Source organism: Rhizobium sp. GCM10022189, assembly GCF_042656325.1.
GTDB lineage: Bacteria > Pseudomonadota > Alphaproteobacteria > Rhizobiales > Rhizobiaceae > Rhizobium.
Genome location: NZ_JBHSOR010000004.1, coordinates 358,108 through 375,207, shown reverse-complemented (window position 1 = coordinate 375,207; position 17,100 = coordinate 358,108). Strand labels below are relative to the sequence as shown.

Below are 17,100 nucleotides of genomic sequence, written 5' to 3'. Positions count from 1 at the left end.
TATCGATGGCACTTATTCGCCCTCCGCTATAGGGTGAACCATGCAAAATACGATTCGCATCATCGGTATCGATCCCGGCCTTCGCCGCACCGGCTGGGGCATTATCGATACGCTCGGCAATTCGCTGCGCTTCGTCGCCTCGGGAACCGTCACCTCGGATGGCGACATGGATCTGGCTTCCCGCCTTTGCCAGCTGCATGACGGCCTCGCCGATGTGGTCCATTGCTACAAGCCGGAAGAGGCGGCCGTCGAGCAGACCTTCGTCAACAAGGACGCGGTGGCGACCCTGAAACTCGGCCAGGCCCGCGGCATCGCCATGCTGGTGCCGGCCCGCGCCGGCCTGCCGGTGTCCGAATACGCCCCGAACGCCGTGAAGAAGACCGTTATCGGCGTCGGCCACGGCGAGAAGCAGCAGATCCACATGATGCTGAAGATCCTGATGCCGAAGGCCGAGTTCAAGGGCAACGACGCCGCCGACGCTCTGGCGATCGCCATTTGCCACGCTCATCATCGCGGCGGAAACAAGATGCGGCAGGCGCTTGCCGGCTGATATGTTCTTGACTTGTTCTCAGTAACCACGTAGGTATTACCGCAGAGGTATTACCATGCGTGTGACTGAAAAAGGTCAGGTGACCATCCCGAAGGAAATTCGCGACAGACTGGGAATCGTTCCGGGTTCCGAAGTGGAATTTATCGCGAAAGACGATGCAGCCCTTTTGGTGAAGGTTAGCGAAAGTGGCTCGCAGGTTCGAAATTTCGAAGAATGGGCCGCCAGCGTCGAGGGGCTGCTGGACCTCGACGGCATGACGACGGACGAGTATATGGAATGGCTAAGGGGTCCGCGTGAAGATCTCGACCGTCATTGATACGGATATTCTCATCGACATTTTGGGACCACAAAGCTCGTTTCGCCAATGGTCGCTTGACGCTCTTAAGCGTTGTGCGTCGGAGGGAAATCTGGTGCTGACCCCGATTGTCTGGGCTGAGCTCGGCGCTGCGCCGCTGACAGAGGAGAAGCTTCTGTTTGCCTTTGCCTGGCTTAATCTCGAACGAGAGAATTTGCCTTTCGAGGCAGCCTACCGCGCCGGGCAGGCGCATCGCAACTATCGGGCTGCGGGCGGCCAGCGGGAGCGGACGCTTCCCGATTTTCTGGTTGGCGCCCACGCGGAGTGGCATCGCCACCGCCTGCTGACCCGCGATCCGGCCCGCTACCGCTCCTACTTCCCTTCGCTCGATATCATTTCACCCGAAACCCACCCCTGACGGAACAACATCATGATCGGCAAGCTGAAAGGCACCATAGACGAGATCGGCGACGACTATGTGCTCGTCGATGTGCATGGCGTCTGCTACGTCGCCTATTGCTCGGCCCGCACGCTTTCCAAGCTCGGTTCCGTCGGCGAGGCCTGCGTTCTCTTCATCGAGACCTATGTGCGCGAGGACCAGCTCAAGCTTTTCGGTTTCCAGACGCAGCTTGAGCGGGAATGGTTCAATCTGCTGCAGAGCGTGCAGGGCGTCGGTGCGAAAGTGGCGCTTGCCGTGCTGTCGGCGCTCACGCCGCCTGAGCTTGCCAATGCGATCGCCCTGCAGGACAAGACCGCTGTCTCGCGCGCCCAGGGCGTCGGCCCCAAGGTCGCGGTTCGCATCGTCACCGAGCTGAAGAACAAGGCGCCCGCCTTCGCCGGCGAGGCGATCAATATCGGCCTCAAGCAGGAGATCGGCGAAGGCGTCGCCGCGGCCCCTGTCGCCGATGCCGTTTCGGCGCTGACCAATCTCGGCTATTCCCGCGATCAGGCCGCCAATGCCGTCGCCGCCGCCATGAAGACGGCCGGTGAGGATGCAGACAGCGCCAAGCTGATCCGCCTTGGCCTGCGGGAACTTTCGCGTTGATCGCCCGGCGGGATGTCAATGGCATCAGCTTGGTGTATGGACTGGATCAAGCTTTTAACGGAAATGCCTGATGAATGATGCGCGCCTGATATCGTCGGAAAAGCGTGGCGAAGACCTGGATACGACGCTGCGCCCGCAATCGCTGGACGAGTTTACCGGCCAGGCGGAAGCACGCGCCAATCTCAAGATATTCATCGAAGCGGCCAAGAACCGCGGCGAGGCGCTCGATCACGTTCTCTTCGTCGGTCCGCCGGGCCTTGGCAAGACGACGCTGGCGCAGATCATGGCGAAGGAACTCGGTGTCAACTTTCGCTCGACTTCCGGCCCAGTCATCGCCAAGGCCGGTGATCTTGCCGCTCTGCTGACCAATCTTGAAGAGCGCGACGTTCTCTTCATCGACGAAATCCATCGTCTCAACCCGGCGGTCGAGGAAATCCTCTACCCGGCCATGGAAGATTTCCAGCTCGACCTCATCATCGGCGAAGGCCCCGCCGCCCGTTCGGTGAAGATCGACCTGTCGAAATTCACGCTCGTCGCCGCCACCACCCGCCTCGGCCTGCTGACGACGCCGCTGCGCGACCGTTTCGGCATTCCCGTCCGCCTCTCCTTCTATACGGTGGAGGAACTGGAGCTGATCGTCCGCCGCGGCGCCCGCCTGATGGGTCTTGGCATGACCGATGACGGCGCCCGCGAGATCGCGCGGCGCGCCCGCGGTACGCCGCGCATCGCCGGCCGCCTGCTGCGCCGCGTGCGCGACTTTGCCGAAGTCGCAAGGGCCGAAGCCGTCACCCGCGAGATCGCCGACGAGGCTCTCACCCGCCTGCTGGTCGACAATATGGGCCTCGACCAGCTCGACAAACGCTATCTCAATATGATCGCCGTCAATTTCGGCGGCGGCCCGGTCGGCATCGAAACCATCGCCGCCGGCCTCTCCGAGCCGCGCGATGCGATCGAGGACATTATCGAGCCCTATATGATCCAGCAGGGTTTTATCCAGCGCACGCCGCGCGGCCGTGTTCTGACCGCAATCGCCTGGAAACATCTGGGCATGCAGCCGCCGAAGGATATGGAGGCTGCCCAGTTCGGATTGTTCCGGGAGGACGACTGATTGATCAGCCGGCGCGGCCTTCTCAAGCTGATGGGCAGCAGCTTCGTCGGCCTCATGGCCCTTGGCGGTTATGCCTTGGCCTATGAACCGCTGGCACGGCTGACCGTTTCCCGTTACGCGCTGAGCCCGCCGGGATGGCCGCCGGGGCTGAAGCTGCGGCTCGTGGCACTTGCCGATCTTCACGCCTGCGAACCCTGGATGTCGGCGGCCCGCATCGCCTCGATCTGCTCTTTCGCCAACGAATTGGGGGGCGATATCACGCTTCTGCTTGGCGATTACGTGTCCGGCATGAACCTGGTGACGCGCTATGTCCATTCCAGTGAGTGGTCGAAGGCTCTGTCTACGCTGAAGGCGCCGCTCGGCGTCCACGCGATCATGGGCAACCATGATTGGTGGGAGGACAGAACCGCGCAGACGAACGGCGGAGGTGACACCTTCGCGCACAGGGCCCTGGCGGACGTGGGTATCCCCGTCTACAGCAATCGCGCGGCCCGGCTCGAAAAGGACGGCCATGGCTTTTGGCTGGCAGGCCTGGAGGACCAGCTGGCGCTGCTGCCGGGCAGGAAGTGGGGCCGCAGCCAGATGCAGGGCCTCGACGATCTCGGCGGAACGCTTGCGCAAGTATCCGACGACGCGCCCGTTATCCTGCTTGCCCACGAGCCCGACATATTTCCGCGCGTGCCCGAACGTGTATCGCTGACCCTGTCCGGCCATACGCATGGAGGGCAGATCCGCTTTTTCGGCTATTCGCCGGTCGTGCCCTCGCGCTATGGCGATCGTTATGCCTATGGCCATATCATCGAGAACGGCCGTAATATCATCGTCTCCGGCGGTCTCGGCTGCTCCATCGCGCCCATTCGCTTTGGCGTCCCGCCGGAAATTCTGGTCATCGATCTCGGATAATACCATGCCCAAGCGAACCGTCGTTCGCCTCAATGCAGGCAGTCAGCGCTTCAACTACCGCATCGCCGGGCTCGGCTTTCGTGACGGGCATGTGCTCGTCCATCGCGCCGTTCACGAACCCTTCTGGACCTTTCCCGGCGGCCGCGCCGAGATCGGCGAAACCTCGGAGGAAACGCTGAAACGAGAAATGATGGAAGAGCTTGGCGTCGAAGTCACCGTCGATCGCCTGCTCTGGATCGTCGAGAACTTCTTCCACTACGAGGGCCGCGACTGGCACGAACTCGGCTTTTATTATCTCATGGAAATACCTGAGCATTTCCCGTTCCGCACGCATGAGATCATCCACCGCGTGGAAGATGGCGACAATCATCTGGAATTCAAATGGGTGCCGGCGACATTCCAGGCCCTGAGCGCGCTCGATATTCCGCCCTATTTCATCGCCAGCGAGATAGAAAACCTGCCCGCCTCGCCGCGTCACCTGGTGTGGCGCGACGGCGATCTCGACGACAAGGACTGAGGCAATTCCTGCAAGTGCGCGGCGTTTTGCGTCCGGAATTCAGATAAACAAAGGGATGGATCATTTTCGTGTTTCAGTGAAAACCGGAAAGGCTCTGAGGAGGAGGCGCGATGACGAGTTTCGACCCCTGCCGCATGTTCCGAAAGCTTGCCTATAACAATGCCCTAGCCAACAACCGGCTTCTTGCCGCCTGCGCATCGCTCAGGCCCGGTGAATTCGAAGCCACGCGCACAAGCTTCTTCCCGTCGATCAAATCGACATTGAACCACATCCTCACGGTCGATTGGTTCTATGTCGACGGGTTGGAAGGCGGCTCGCTCGGCCTTCGCGCTTTCGATGTCGAAGAACCCTTCGACGACATCCGATCGCTGTCGGCAGAACAGGCGAAAGTCGACCGGCGCCTTGTAGCAATCTGCGAAGGACTGACAGTCGAGAAACTTGTCTCGACCGTGGAGCTTCAGCGCGACGGCCGCATCCAGCGGGAACGCATGGAAGATGTGCTGAGCCACCTCTTCCAGCATCAGACGCACCATCGCGGCCAGGTGCATGCCATGCTTTCCGGCACCAGCGTCGCGCCGCCGCAACTCGACGAATTCATTGTCGACGACGACGCGAGGTTCCGTGGCGGCGAGATGGCCGCCCTCGGCTGGAGCGAACAGATGCTGATGCGCTAGAATATGCCCGCGAACACGCGCCGCGGTCTTCCCTTCGCATTCGCGTCAGTGAGCAAAATTCAGCCCTTGAGGCGCGCCTTCAGGCCATCGATGATCGTCTTGGTCAGGAGGTCGTAGTTTTCATCGAAGTGATGATCTCCCGGCAGCTCGATGACCTCGCCGCCGACATCCTTGACGGCCGGGCAAGCCACATCGTCGTCATCATCCTTGCCGTAGATGCACTGCACGCGTTTCGGATCGACCCCCTTGAGGTCCTTGACCGGATCGCCCCCTGCCCCTTCCGTCTTCTGGCCGAGCCAGCCCATGACGGAAATGACGTAATCAACCTGATGCGACAACGACAGGAGCGAAATCTGCGCCACCGTCGTCTTCTCGGCAGGTTTCAGCCGCTGATAGGTGGCGGGCAGGATATCCGCGCCGAAGGAATAGCCGATCAGCAGGACATGCTTGACCTTCCATTGCTTTCGGTAGAACTCGATGATGCGCGCGAGATCGTCGGCCGTTTCCTGCGGTTTCCGTTCCGTCCAGAAATAGCGCAACGAATCGATGCCGACGACGGGGATGCCCTCCTTCTGCAGCATGCTGCCTACTTCCTTGTCGATATCCCGCCAGCCGCCGTCGCCGGAATAGATCACCGCCATCGTGTCGAGGTTCGGTGTCGCGTCGAGCACGGCAAGCGGCAGCGCGAGCGGATTGTCGAAGGCGCCCGAAGCCGTGACCAGATCGTCGAGCGTATCGGCAAATACGGTCTGCGCATCGTCAGTGGAGTCGCGGATTTCGATAGCGTCATGCGCCTTCTTCAGATCCTCGACGTGCGCGCGTCCGTCCTTGTCGGCCTGCGGCGTGAAAGTGGCGATGATCGGGTCCGGAAGAGCGCCATCGGTGAGCCCGTAGACGCTCCGGTCTCCGACCACCTGCCGTGTGGCTGGCGTGCAAAGCTCCTTGGTGAGCGGAATGCCCGCGCGCGGATCGACGGCAAATGTCTGGCCGATGGTCGCATCCGGCGTCTGCGCAGCAATGGCAAGCGCCAGCGCGCCACCCTCGCCGATGCCGGCAACGATCGGCAGGTGATAGGGACTGTTGCCGGCGGCGCGCTGCACCTGCTGGCTTAGCGATTCAATATCGGAAACGGTATAGATGCAGCCGTCGTTAAGGCTGACATCGTAGCGGTTCAGCGCTTCCATATAGGATGGAAAATCGATGCCGACGACGACCGAACCCTGGGACACCAGGCGATCGGCCTCGGTCTTTTCATTGTCTCCCCAGCCGCCGGCATCCGAAATCAGGAATACGGCACCCTTCACCTCGCCCTGCGGCAGAAAGATGTGCGGCGAAGGGATAAGGCCGGTCTCGAAACTCTGCGTGGCTTCGTCCGCAGCATAAGACGGCACAGCCGCGAGCATGCCGACGCACGCAGCGGCAAACAGGAACTTTTTCATCATTTTCTCACTACCCCTTTCAATCCGCCCCCGATCAGAAGTGTCGCATCCATCAATGCGATCATCGGATTGCCCCCTCCGGAAACAGCAAGATAGCGCGGTTGCCAGTGCGGATGAAACTTGGATTTGAAGGCGCGAAGCCCCTTGAAGTTGTAGAAGCGCTCGCCGTGTTCGAAGACCGTACCGCCGATACGGTCCCAGACGGGCGCCACCTCGCGTTTCGACATGCCGGAGAGGGGCGCCATGCCGAGGTTGAAATGCGCAAAACCCTGGGCGCGCAGATATTCCATGATCTGCACGAACAGGAAGTCCATGGATCCTTTCGGCGCGTCGGGCGAGAAACGCATCAGGTCGATGGTCCCCTCCTGTTTTGCCGAGGTCACGAGGATATTGGCAAAGGCGACGATATTGCCGTCCTTCTTGAGAACGCCGACCGGCTGCGACGCCACGTAGTCGGGATCGAAGGCGCCGAGCGAAAAACCCTTCTCCTTCGCATTGTGGTGCTCGAGCCATGCCCTGGAAACATTGGCTAGATCGTCCATGATGGCAGGCACGTCGGCAGGTTCGACAACCGCAAATTCCAGCCCGTCGCGCTGGGCACGGCTTGCGGTCTGGCGCAAGTTCGCCCATTTGCCGCCCTTCATCTCGAAGGTGCGCAGATCGGCCACGGCGAGTTCACCGAGCTTGAAGGCACGCAGGCCGGCATCGGCGCAGTACGACAGCAGGGCCGGGGAAATCTGGTAGAAGACGGCACGGCAGCCCGCGGCACGCGCCGCTTCCACGAAGCGCCAGACCAGTTCCTGCACGGCATGATGATCGCCGATCGGATCGAACAGCGCGATCCACGAGCGGCCCTGCCGGCCATACATGATGAAGGCGTCGCCCTTTTCCGAGAACATGATGGACTTGTCGCCCATGCGCACGAGATTGGCGTCCGCACTCTCCTGTTTCTCGACGATCTCGACGGCCCGGCGCACCGCCTCCTCGTCCGCCGGCTCCGGCTTGAAGGCCGCCGGCCGCAGCAGGCTGAAGATGGCGATGGCCGAGGAAATGATGGTGATGCCGAGCACGGCGCGCAATCCGCGCGGCGCTTCCGCCGCAAATTCGAACTGCCACCAGAGTTCGTTGCTGTATTCCACGTCGCGATAGACGAAGAGCAGGATGACGACCGCGCCGACGATGATGACCGCGATCGCCATCAGCCAGGAAGCCGTCATCGCCTGGTTGAGAAGCGAGGCATGGCGGGTAAAAAGCCGGCGACTGACGAACAGGCCGAAAACGAGGAACGCCAGGAAGGCCGCTTCGACGAGCGCGATCGCCTTCAGCAGCGACAGTGTCAACGCGGCGACGGCTGAAAACACCGCGACCCACCACGCACCATCGAGCCGCTGGCCGAGACCGCGCGCCGCAACGACCAGTGCGAGCCCGAGCAGGCTGGAGAGGAAATGCGCTCCTTCCACGATCGGCAGCGGCAGGTAGTTGGAGAGGAATTCGAGATTTTGATCCGGCGTCGGCGTCACACTCGAAAAGATCAGCATGACGCCGAGAAGCAGCGCCAGCGCCGAAAGCAATTGCGGCATCAGCCGTCCGCCGACACGCCGCACGCTGGAGGCGGCCGGATGATCGACGAAGCGGCGAAGCTCGGTGGCAGAGACCGCAAGGATGGCAATCAGCAGCGGCAGGACGTGATAGATCAGCCGATAGAGAACCAGTGAACCGAGAACGGCATCGATATTCACCGCGCTGCCGAGCGAGGCGATGATGACCGTCTCAAAGACACCGAGGCCCGCCGGCACGTGGCTCAGCACGCCAAGCCCGACGGCAATCGCATAGACCGCGAGGAACACCGGCCAGCCGATCGCCGTCTGCGGCAGGAGCACGTAGAGGACCGAGGCGGAAGCCGCAATATCGAACGCCGTCACCAGGAACTGACGCGACCATGTGCGTGAATCCGGCAGGCGAAGCGCGATCGACCCGATTTCGATGACCCGGCCCTCGCGGCCGACGATCATCAGAGAGCCGAGAATTGCCAGAATGACAGCCGCGATGATCCGAAGCCAGAGGCTGCTGACATTGATCAGCGGCGCGATCTCGTCGGCGATGATGAGAAGCGCGATTGCCGCCACGGCAGCAAGGCCAAGGCCGAAGGAAAGCGTTACGAACGCAATGATGCGGCCGATATCTTCCGGCGAAATCCCAAGCCGGGTGTAAGCCCGGTAACGGATCGCCCCGCCCGACAGAGCGCCGAAACCGGCGGTATTGCCGACCGCATAGGCGCTGAACGCCGTAAGCGCGACATGCGGGAAAGGCAGGCGCTTGCCGATATAGTCAATGGCGTTGAGATCGTAGAAGACGAGCGCCAGAAAGCTCAGCGCCGTGAAGAACAGCGCGAGCAGGATCGAGCTGAGCCGCGTTTCGGCCAGGGCCTCCACTACGTCGTCGTAGCGCACCTCGTCCGTCAATTGCATGATCGCGTAGCCGACGAGACAGAAGATAAGCAGGGTGGCGAAAGCCGTCAGCGGCGTGCGGTAGCGCCGGAAAAGCACGCCTAGCGAAAAGCCTTCTTCCGATCCCGTATTCTCTTCCAACTTGTCGTGACCCGACATTTCGTACCTGCCGCAATTGCGAGTTTGGCGGGAATCTCTTTTGAAAGACGTAACATAGGCAGCATGCAAGCTCTATGAACCAAGTTGCGTCTACCCACACCCGCGCGCTTGCCGCCTCCTTCATCCTCAATTGGGGCAAATTTGCGCAGCGCCGAAGCCCGGTCGCATTGCAATTTCGTAAGCCTGCCTTGTGCAGGATGGTCAGGCCGGCGGCTGGCCTCCGCTATGCGCCTGCGCCGCATAACGGGCGGCAGCGGCATTGGCGTCGACCTCACGCTCGCCCGCAACCTGCACGGTCGGAACGGCGAACTCGATGCCGTTCTCCTTGAAGGCATTGCGGATCATCGCCAGCGCGTTGCGACGGATGACGAACTGTTCGCCGGGCTTGGTCATCATCGACAGCCGGATCTCGATTGCGAATTCGCCAAACTGCTCGACGCCTTTCATTTTCAGCGTCTCGATGATGTTCGGACCCCATTCCGGATTCTCGAGAAGCTGCTGGCCGATCTGCTTGATGATCTTCTTCGTCTTCACGAGGTCGGTATCGTAGGTCACGTTCAGGGTGATCTTGTCGATCGTCCAGTCGCGGTTGAGGTTCTTGACCGCACCGAGCTCGCCGAACGGTACCGTCGTCAGCGGCCCGCGGTGATGACGGAGCTTGACGGAACGCAGACTGAACGCCTCGACGACGCCTTTGTGGCTGCCGCTTTCGATATATTCGCCGACGCGGAAGGCATCGTCCCATAGATAGAACATGCCGCTGATCACATCCTTGACGATGGTCTGGGCGCCGAAACCGACCGCAACGCCGACGACACCGGCGCCGGCAATCAGCGGTCCGATTTCAATGCCCAGACCGGAGAGAACCATCAGGACGGCAATGACGACTATGACGACGGCAAGGATGTTGCGGAAGATCGGCAGCAGCGTCTGCAGGCGGGCGCGCTTGACCTTCTCCTCGTCGCTGACCGTGCCCTCGACCGGAGAATCCAGCAGCTTGCCGTCGATATAGGCCCTGACGAGATGCCAGAGCAGGTCCGCGGCGAGCAGGATGACGATGCCGCCGATGATGCCGCGCGCCACCCGGTCGATCATCGTTTCGTTCGATGTCATCATCGTCGCGGTTTCGACCCCAAGCATGCGCCCGAGCCAGATCGCTGCAAAGGCGATGATCAGCGCCCGCACGCCGCGATCGAGCAGCACGGTCGCGATGCGGCGCTTGGCGAGAAAACCTGCCTCGGCGTGATGGAAGGACTTGACCGCAAGCGTCGAGACGGCAAGCACCCTTGGCAGCAGGACGGCATAGATGCAGACCCAGAGCAGCCAGTCGAAGCTCAGCACCCATATGCCCCAGAGCAGCAGAAAATAGAAAGTGAGCAGCCAGGTAACGGCGTAGCTGCGTCGCGTGTGATTGCCCGGCCGCGACCAGACCGTCTCGGTCGCGATCAGGAAAAGGCCGATACCGAGCACGTAGCCGACCAGATACCGGGCGCCCATCGAATAGCCGAGCGGTTCCATCGATTGCAGAACGGCCCAGCCGAACACGAAATAGATGACAAACAGCAGGCAGTGGCGGAACCAGAATTGCGCGACAGCCGGATCAACCGCAACCGTCTCTCCCTCGCCGCGCGGCAGGGTGACGAGATCGACGATGACGCCGCCGATGGAACCGGCGAAGCGCTGCACGACGAGAGCGATGGCAATGGCAATCGCGATATTCTCGCTGACCGGCGGCCAGCTGAAGCTGATCAAGGCGAGCCCTGTTGCCAGGCCGAAGACGATGGCGGGAACGATGCGCGCGACAAGCCGCGTGCCGGTCATCTGCGCTGCCCGCTCGCGCCTTTCGCGCACGGCCCTTCGCGCCAGGATTTCGACGACAAAGCCGGCGAGCAGGATAGCGAGAAATTGCCCGATCATGCGCAGCGGACCAGCATCGGCCAGCTCGCCGAAGAAGAGCGATGAAGCCCGGGTAATTTCGGAGGGCAGCGTCATCGCGGCACCGGAAACCATGGCGATGTGCCTGCGGGCATGCTGGAGACGGCCGGACAAGATCGACATTTCTTCGTCGTTATCGGTCGGGGCCGCAGGTGTGGCCATCTGCGTCGCCATCCATTGCTTGACCTCCGGCGTCTGCATCAGCTCCATCATCTGCCGCACCTGGGCAGGCGGTGGTGCGACATCAGCGGAAGCGGCCGGCGTCGTCTGGGCGCGGACCGCACCGAAAAGAAAAAGCAGCATCATGGTGCTGCAGATGCCGATCGCAGAAATTCGCCCCATACCCGCCTCCGGTTTTGCACGTCATGTATTTATGCAAGTGCTGCAGCGGAAAAGCCAGACGAACAAATGGTCTAAGTTGCAACGACAGCCAAAAGAAAGCCGCCGGCCCTCGCGAACCGGCGGCTGGCATGAAACGATATGCTTCGCTTACTTGTGCGGCTTCTCGGCATGGCCGCCAAAGCCGGCGCGCATGGCCGAAAGCACCTTGTTGGCGAATTCGTCCTGGTCGCGCGAGGAGAAACGGCCGTGCAGCGCGGCACTGAGCACCGGCGTCGGCACACTTTCATCGATGGCGGCCATGATCGTCCAGCGCCCTTCGCCGGAGTCCGAAACACGGCCCGCATATTTGGTAAGGACCGGGTCCTTGTGCAGCGCATCGGCCGTCAGATCGAGAAGCCAGGAGGTGATGACGCTGCCGCGGCGCCAGACTTCGGCAATTTCCGGCAGGTTGAAATCGTACTGGTAATATTCGGGATGGGAGAGCGGCGCCGTCTCGGCATCGGCCTCGTGCGTCAGGGCGCCGACATTGGCGTGCTTGAGGATGTTGAGCCCCTCGGCATAGGCGGCCATCAGGCCATATTCGATGCCGTTATGGACCATCTTGACGAAGTGGCCGGCACCGTGCGGGCCGCAATGCAGGAAACCCTGCTCGGCGGTGCTCAGGGCCGCAGCTTCCGGCGTACGGTTCGGCGAGTTTTCCGTGGTGCCCGCACCCGGCGCCAGCGTCGCGAAGATCGGCGACAGATGCTGCACGATGCCCTTTTCGCCGCCGATCATCAGGCAATAGCCGCGTTCGAGGCCGAAGACGCCGCCGCTGGTGCCGACATCGACATAGTGGATGCCCTTGGTGATGAGTTCGGCGCCACGACGGATATCGTCGTGATAGTAGGAATTGCCGCCATCGATGAGGATATCGCCGTCGTTCAGCAACGGAACGATCGAGGCGATGACCTTGTCGGTGATTGCAGCCGGCAGCATCAGCCAGACCGCGCGCGGCCGGGCGAGCTTCGACACGAATTCCTCGAGCGAAGCGCTGCCATCGGCGCCGAGCCCCACAAGCTCGGCGACGCTTTCCGGCCTGGTGTCATAAACCACGCATTCGTGGCCGCCCCGCATCAAGCGCTGGACCATGTAATTGCCCATACGGCCCAAACCAACCATGCCAAGCTGCATATGAAATCTCCTGGGATTTAATCGATATGATTCCGGAAACTAACACTGGCACCGTGACAGGCAAGCGAAGTCTCTGTCACAAAGGCGAGCGCGTCTGTTGCACCTTGCACGGGCTGCATTCTCCGCGCTCAACAATCTGCCGTCTTTGGAGCGGAATTCCAAGTCTCTAAAAGACGTATAGCCGCCTCGCGGCGGCCATATCGTCCTGCTTCATATCGATCGAACCGCCGGATTGCCGTCGAACGTCAGCCTTCCTGCGCCTTGGCCTGCTCACCGCGCATCTCGCTGAGGAACATGCCTTCGCGCAGATTGATGCCATATTCGACAAAGGCCTTCATGCAGCAGAACATCTGCGTCCAGCCCTCCATGTTCAGATAGGTCCCGCGGCGCCCTGGCTCATCCTCGCGCCAGCCGTCCTCGGCGATCGTCACCATGGTGCCCCCGTCGTCGAGCGGCTTGAAATTCATCTCCACAAGCGTCTTGTACGGCTTCTTCTGCTCGTCCGTTGCGCCGTCCCAGCGCAGCACGATCTTGCTGTCGGGCACGAGTTCGATCACCTCGACCGGCACATCCTTCCACCAGATCACCGTCGTCCCCTGCACCAGCGGCGCGCTCGCTCCGCCTACCGTGGTGAAATAGCTCGACAGTTTCTTCGGATTGACCACCGCGTCGAAAACATCGGCCACCGGGCGGCCGATGCGGCCCGAGACGCGAATATTGAGGGACATGCGACTTCCTCCCCTTCTGCGTTGTATCCGGCCCAATTATGTTATAAAAATATAACATGTCAAGCGAATCGGATGACGACCCCATTTTCAAGGCGCTGGCCCATCGCCGCCGCCGCGATATTCTCGACCTTCTGAAGGAGGAACCGCGCACGACGGGCGCGCTCTGCGACGCCTTTCCGGAGATGGACCGCTGCACGGTCATGCAGCATCTGAAGGTGCTGGAGGAGGCGGACCTGGTGATTGCGAGGAAGGAGGGACGGGAGCGCTGGAACCAGCTGAACAGCCTGCCGATCAAGCAGATCCACGACCGCTGGATCAGTGCCTATGCCGGCCATGCGCTCTCCATCCTGGACCGGCTGAAAAGCGATCTCGAGGGCTCGTCGCGCTAGCTTGCCACGATACGCGCTGCTGCCTTACGGTGCAGGCAGGGAAAAGAACCATGCCGATACAGGGATCGACGATCCGGCGCATGCGCCGGCTGCGCAACATGAAGCAGGAGCATCTGGCCGAACTGCTTTCTGTCAATCAGGCGACCGTCTCCCGTTGGGAGCGCGGCATCCTGCCGGTCACGGCCGCGCAGGCAAGGCGCCTGGAAGACATCCTCGCCTCCACCTCATCTTCCGCGGATGCCGCCCTTAAGCGGCTGGTCGAGGATTCCAGGCGCAAGGTTCATCTGATCTGCGACCGGACGCACCGGCTCCTCGCCGCCTCCCATGCCCGCCAGAGCGAATGGCGCCTGCCGCTCTCCGCCTTCCTCGGCAAACCGTTGCTCTCCTATGCCTCGGACGAGATCGCGGCGGCAGACCGTGACCTCGTCGACCTCGGCTGGCACGACGGCGAGGTGAATTCGCTGACGCTGGAAACGGGCGCAAACGGCAATCCACACCTGCCGATCGTCGCAGGGCAGGTATTGTGGGAGCGTATCCTCCTCGCCGATGGCCGCGCCGCCCGGCTGGTCACGACCCTCGGCTGAGCCTTCAGATTTCCTGCATTCCAGTGCATAAATTATGCGTTGTCCCGCGGAAGTCGCCTTTGTTAGCGTCCGTCTCCATCTGACGGGAGATGCAGAATGACGATACTGGTGACGGGAAGCGCCGGCCATCTGGGCGAAGCGCTGATGCGGACATTGAGGGATCGAGGCCGCCAGGCGCGCGGCATCGATATCAAGCCGTCGCCCTTCACCGATATGACCGGCTCGATCGCCGATGCAGATTTCGTCCGCCGCGCGATGACGGGCATCACTGCGGTCATCCATGCCGCCACATTGCACAAGCCGCATGTCGGAACACACGGCAACCAGGATTTTGTCGATACGAACGTAACCGGCACATTGGTCCTTCTCGAACAGGCGGTTGCCGCCGGCGCCAGGAGCTTCGTCTTCACAAGCACCACAAGTGCTTTCGGAGCGGCCCTGCGCCCGGCACCGGGCCAACCCGCCGCCTGGGTCACAGAGGATGTGCTGCCCGTTGCCCGCAATATCTACGGTGTCACGAAAACAGCCGCGGAAAGTGTCTGCGAACTCTTCGCGCGCACCATGTCCCTCCCCGTCATCGTCTTGAGAACTTCGCGCTTTTTCCCGGAGGATGACGACGATGCCGATATCCGCAACCGCTACTCGACCGAAAATGCTCAGGCCAACGAACTCCTCTATCGCCGTGTCGATATCGAGGATGTGGTCGACGCCCACCTGCTGGCCCTGGACAGGGCGCCGGCCATCGGTTTCGGCCGCTATATCGTCTCTGCGACCACGCCTTTCACCGAAACCGATCTCGCCGACCTGCGTCGCTGCGCCCCCGCGACGGTGGAACGTCTCTTTCCCGGCATGACGGCGCTCTACGCTGCGCGCGGCTGGACCATGTTTGCCCAGTTCGACCGCGTCTATGTCAATGCGCTGGCACGACGGGAACTCGGCTGGAGCCCGAAATATGATTTTTCCCATGTGCTCGATTGCCTTCGCGAAGGCAGGGAATGGAGGAGCCCCCTTGCTCTGGCAGTCGGCTCCAAAGGTTATCATGACGAGCTTTTCACGGATGGGCCTTACCCCCTCCGACACCGTTGATCCAGTTCGGAGAAAAGCCGCGCTCTTCACGGAAACCGTCATCGGAATATCACGTTCGCATCCTAGATCGTCTGGCGGGGAATAAGGGCGAAATCCGCGGTCTGTGCGTACCGGCCGGAAATCGAATCCAAAGCCGGGGTGTCATTTGAAGCGGTGTCCAGCCTGCCGGCCGGCCGCCGTTTCGGTAACGCTTTTCGACCGAGAGGATATTTCCATCATGACCGCAAATTCATTTGCAACGCGCCTGCTGACGGCCGCGCTGCTGGCGTCCGCCGTCCTTCCCGCCGCCGCCTTTGCGGACGGCTCCGTCACCGTCGGTGGCGCAGCCTTCGTCAACAAGGGCCTGGTCGGCGTCGGCCGCATCGCGGCCAATCAGCGCGACAAGTTCGGCGAGACCTTCGGCTCCGGCTCCGGCATGGCGATCGACCCCGCCGCCTGGACAAGGGATGGCGTCGCCTACAAGGGCACGCTCTACCTGCTGCCGGACCGCGGCTATAACGCCGTCGGCACCACCGATTATCGCCCGCGCCTGAACACGTTGTCGATCGAGTTCACACCGGTCGCTCCGGGCGCCACGCCTGAAGCCGGCAAGGAACAGTCCGGCGTCAAGGCGACACTTGCCGATTCCATGCTGCTGCTCGACGACAAGGGCAATGACACGACCGGCCTCGACCCGGAATCCGGCATCCGCGCCCCGTCGGGCGATTTTCCGGCGCTGCCGCAGGCAACCAACGGCAAGATCGCCCTCGACAATGAAGCGATCATCCGCATGGCCGACGGCAGCATGTTCATCAGCGACGAATATGGCCCCTACATCTACCGTTTCTCGGCCGACGGCCGTCTGACCGGCGCAACCCAACCGCCGAAGGCACTGCTGCCGATGCGCAAGGGCATGCTGAGCTTTGCTTCCAACAATCCCGGCCCCGGCGCTTCCGCGCCCGATCCGAAGGACCCCGAAACCGGCCGCCAGAACAACCAGGGCCTCGAAGGCATGGCCATGACGCCGGATGGCAAATTCATCGTCGCCGTGCTGCAATCGGCCGCCCGTCAGGACGGTGGCGATTCCGGCGCGACCCGCCAGAATACCCGTGCCATGGTCTATGATGCTGCCGATCCCGATCACTTGAAGCTGGTGCACGAATATGTCGTTCCGCTCCCGGTCTTCAAGGATGCCAAGGACAAGACGACGGTCGCCGCCCAGAGCGAAATCGTCGCGCTATCCGATACGAGCTTCCTGATGCTGGCCCGCGACAGCGGCAACGGCCAGGGTTTGAAAAACGATACTTCGCTCTACCGCATCATCAGCATCGTCGATACGTCGGGTGCAACCGATATCGCCGGCACGGATTTCGATTCCGACAAGCCGGTCGCGCCCAAGGGCATCGTCGATGCTTCGATCACGCCGGCCAGCCTGACGCCCTTCATCGATATCAACGACAAGGCGAACCTCGCTCGCTTCGGCCTGCACAATGGCGCGCCGAACGACAGGAACGACCTGTCGGAAAAGTGGGAAGCTATGGGTCTTGCAAGCGTCCTCGATCCGAACCTGCCTGACGACTACTTCCTCTTCATCGCCAACGATAACGATTTCTTCACCCAGGACGGCTTCCAGGTGGGCGCTGCCTACAAGGCTGACGGCGGCGCCGATGTCGATACCATGTTCCAGGTCTATCAAGTCACCCTGCCGGGCCTGCGGAAGTAAAACGCCAAACGGCGGCGGATCATT

Annotated in this window: 17 protein-coding genes; 12 read left to right on the top strand and 5 right to left on the bottom strand. The window is 61.7% G+C overall.

Translation table 11 applies throughout. The features are described 5' to 3' along the window. Positions 1-40: 40 nt before the first annotated feature. From ruvC to ACFPWW_RS06170, 8 genes are all read left to right on the top strand, one after another. Positions 41-550 (top strand): crossover junction endodeoxyribonuclease RuvC, encoded by a 510-nt coding sequence (gene ruvC, locus ACFPWW_RS06205; RefSeq protein ID WP_112703659.1) that lies wholly within the window; start codon positions 41-43, stop codon positions 548-550. Between the two features lie 55 nt (positions 551-605). Further along, positions 606-866 carry an AbrB/MazE/SpoVT family DNA-binding domain-containing protein gene (locus ACFPWW_RS06200; protein WP_112563946.1) on the top strand — a complete coding sequence of 87 codons (261 nt, stop codon included), beginning with the start codon at positions 606-608 and terminating at the stop codon, positions 864-866. Beyond that, positions 844-1,263 (top strand): type II toxin-antitoxin system VapC family toxin, encoded by a 420-nt coding sequence (locus tag ACFPWW_RS06195; RefSeq protein WP_112703660.1) that lies wholly within the window; start codon positions 844-846, stop codon positions 1,261-1,263. Before ACFPWW_RS06200 ends, ACFPWW_RS06195 begins: the two co-directional genes overlap by 23 nt. A gap of 12 nt (positions 1,264-1,275) precedes the next feature. Next, positions 1,276-1,890: a Holliday junction branch migration protein RuvA gene (gene ruvA / locus ACFPWW_RS06190; protein ID WP_112563942.1), complete on the top strand. Its 615-nt coding sequence runs from the start codon at positions 1,276-1,278 to the stop codon at positions 1,888-1,890. Between the two features lie 67 nt (positions 1,891-1,957). Beyond that, positions 1,958-2,998, top strand: a complete 1,041-nt coding sequence (gene ruvB / locus ACFPWW_RS06185) for a Holliday junction branch migration DNA helicase RuvB (RefSeq protein ID WP_112703661.1) — start codon at positions 1,958-1,960, stop codon at positions 2,996-2,998. After that, on the top strand, positions 2,999-3,901 hold the full coding sequence (locus ACFPWW_RS06180; protein ID WP_112756871.1) for a metallophosphoesterase: 903 nt from the start codon (positions 2,999-3,001) through the stop codon (positions 3,899-3,901). 4 nt (positions 3,902-3,905) lie between these two features. Further along, a complete protein-coding gene (locus tag ACFPWW_RS06175) occupies positions 3,906-4,418 on the top strand; it encodes an NUDIX hydrolase (RefSeq protein WP_112703663.1) in 513 nt (170 codons plus the stop codon). A 110-nt stretch (positions 4,419-4,528) separates the two neighbouring features. Beyond that, the gene (locus tag ACFPWW_RS06170) at positions 4,529-5,092 is read left to right on the top strand and encodes a DinB family protein (protein ID WP_112756873.1); all 564 of its coding nucleotides are present in this window, start codon (positions 4,529-4,531) and stop codon (positions 5,090-5,092) included. 59 nt (positions 5,093-5,151) lie between these two features. Here ACFPWW_RS06170 and ACFPWW_RS06165 read toward each other — a convergent pair whose 3' ends face one another. The 5 genes from ACFPWW_RS06165 to ACFPWW_RS06145 all read right to left on the bottom strand — a co-directional run bounded on the left by ACFPWW_RS06165 (position 5,152) and on the right by ACFPWW_RS06145 (position 13,315). Then, positions 5,152-6,534, bottom strand: coding sequence for a virulence factor family protein (locus ACFPWW_RS06165; protein WP_112753230.1), 1,383 nt, complete (start codon positions 6,532-6,534; stop codon positions 5,152-5,154). Next, a complete protein-coding gene (gene mprF / locus ACFPWW_RS06160) occupies positions 6,531-9,137 on the bottom strand; it encodes a bifunctional lysylphosphatidylglycerol flippase/synthetase MprF (RefSeq protein WP_112756876.1) in 2,607 nt (868 codons plus the stop codon). Before mprF ends, ACFPWW_RS06165 begins: the two co-directional genes overlap by 4 nt. A gap of 201 nt (positions 9,138-9,338) precedes the next feature. Continuing rightward, positions 9,339-11,414: a mechanosensitive ion channel family protein gene (locus tag ACFPWW_RS06155; protein WP_112756878.1), complete on the bottom strand. Its 2,076-nt coding sequence runs from the start codon at positions 11,412-11,414 to the stop codon at positions 9,339-9,341. Between the two features lie 147 nt (positions 11,415-11,561). Beyond that, positions 11,562-12,587 (bottom strand): phosphogluconate dehydrogenase (NAD(+)-dependent, decarboxylating), encoded by a 1,026-nt coding sequence (gene gnd / locus ACFPWW_RS06150; RefSeq protein ID WP_112756881.1) that lies wholly within the window; start codon positions 12,585-12,587, stop codon positions 11,562-11,564. 245 nt (positions 12,588-12,832) lie between these two features. Next, on the bottom strand, positions 12,833-13,315 hold the full coding sequence (locus tag ACFPWW_RS06145; protein ID WP_112563923.1) for an SRPBCC domain-containing protein: 483 nt from the start codon (positions 13,313-13,315) through the stop codon (positions 12,833-12,835). A 56-nt stretch (positions 13,316-13,371) separates the two neighbouring features. On the opposite strand from ACFPWW_RS06145, the gene ACFPWW_RS06140 reads away from it, so the two are divergent. From ACFPWW_RS06140 to ACFPWW_RS06125, 4 genes are all read left to right on the top strand, one after another. Continuing rightward, entirely contained in the window at positions 13,372-13,704 is a 333-nt protein-coding gene (locus ACFPWW_RS06140; RefSeq protein WP_112756883.1) for an ArsR/SmtB family transcription factor, read from the top strand. A 50-nt stretch (positions 13,705-13,754) separates the two neighbouring features. Continuing rightward, positions 13,755-14,288 carry a helix-turn-helix domain-containing protein gene (locus tag ACFPWW_RS06135; protein WP_377310991.1) on the top strand — a complete coding sequence of 178 codons (534 nt, stop codon included), beginning with the start codon at positions 13,755-13,757 and terminating at the stop codon, positions 14,286-14,288. Between the two features lie 96 nt (positions 14,289-14,384). After that, positions 14,385-15,374, top strand: a complete 990-nt coding sequence (locus ACFPWW_RS06130) for an NAD-dependent epimerase/dehydratase family protein (protein WP_377310989.1) — start codon at positions 14,385-14,387, stop codon at positions 15,372-15,374. Between the two features lie 217 nt (positions 15,375-15,591). Then, a complete protein-coding gene (locus ACFPWW_RS06125; protein ID WP_377310987.1) occupies positions 15,592-17,076 on the top strand; it encodes an esterase-like activity of phytase family protein in 1,485 nt (494 codons plus the stop codon). The last annotated feature ends 24 nt before the right edge of the window (positions 17,077-17,100 follow it).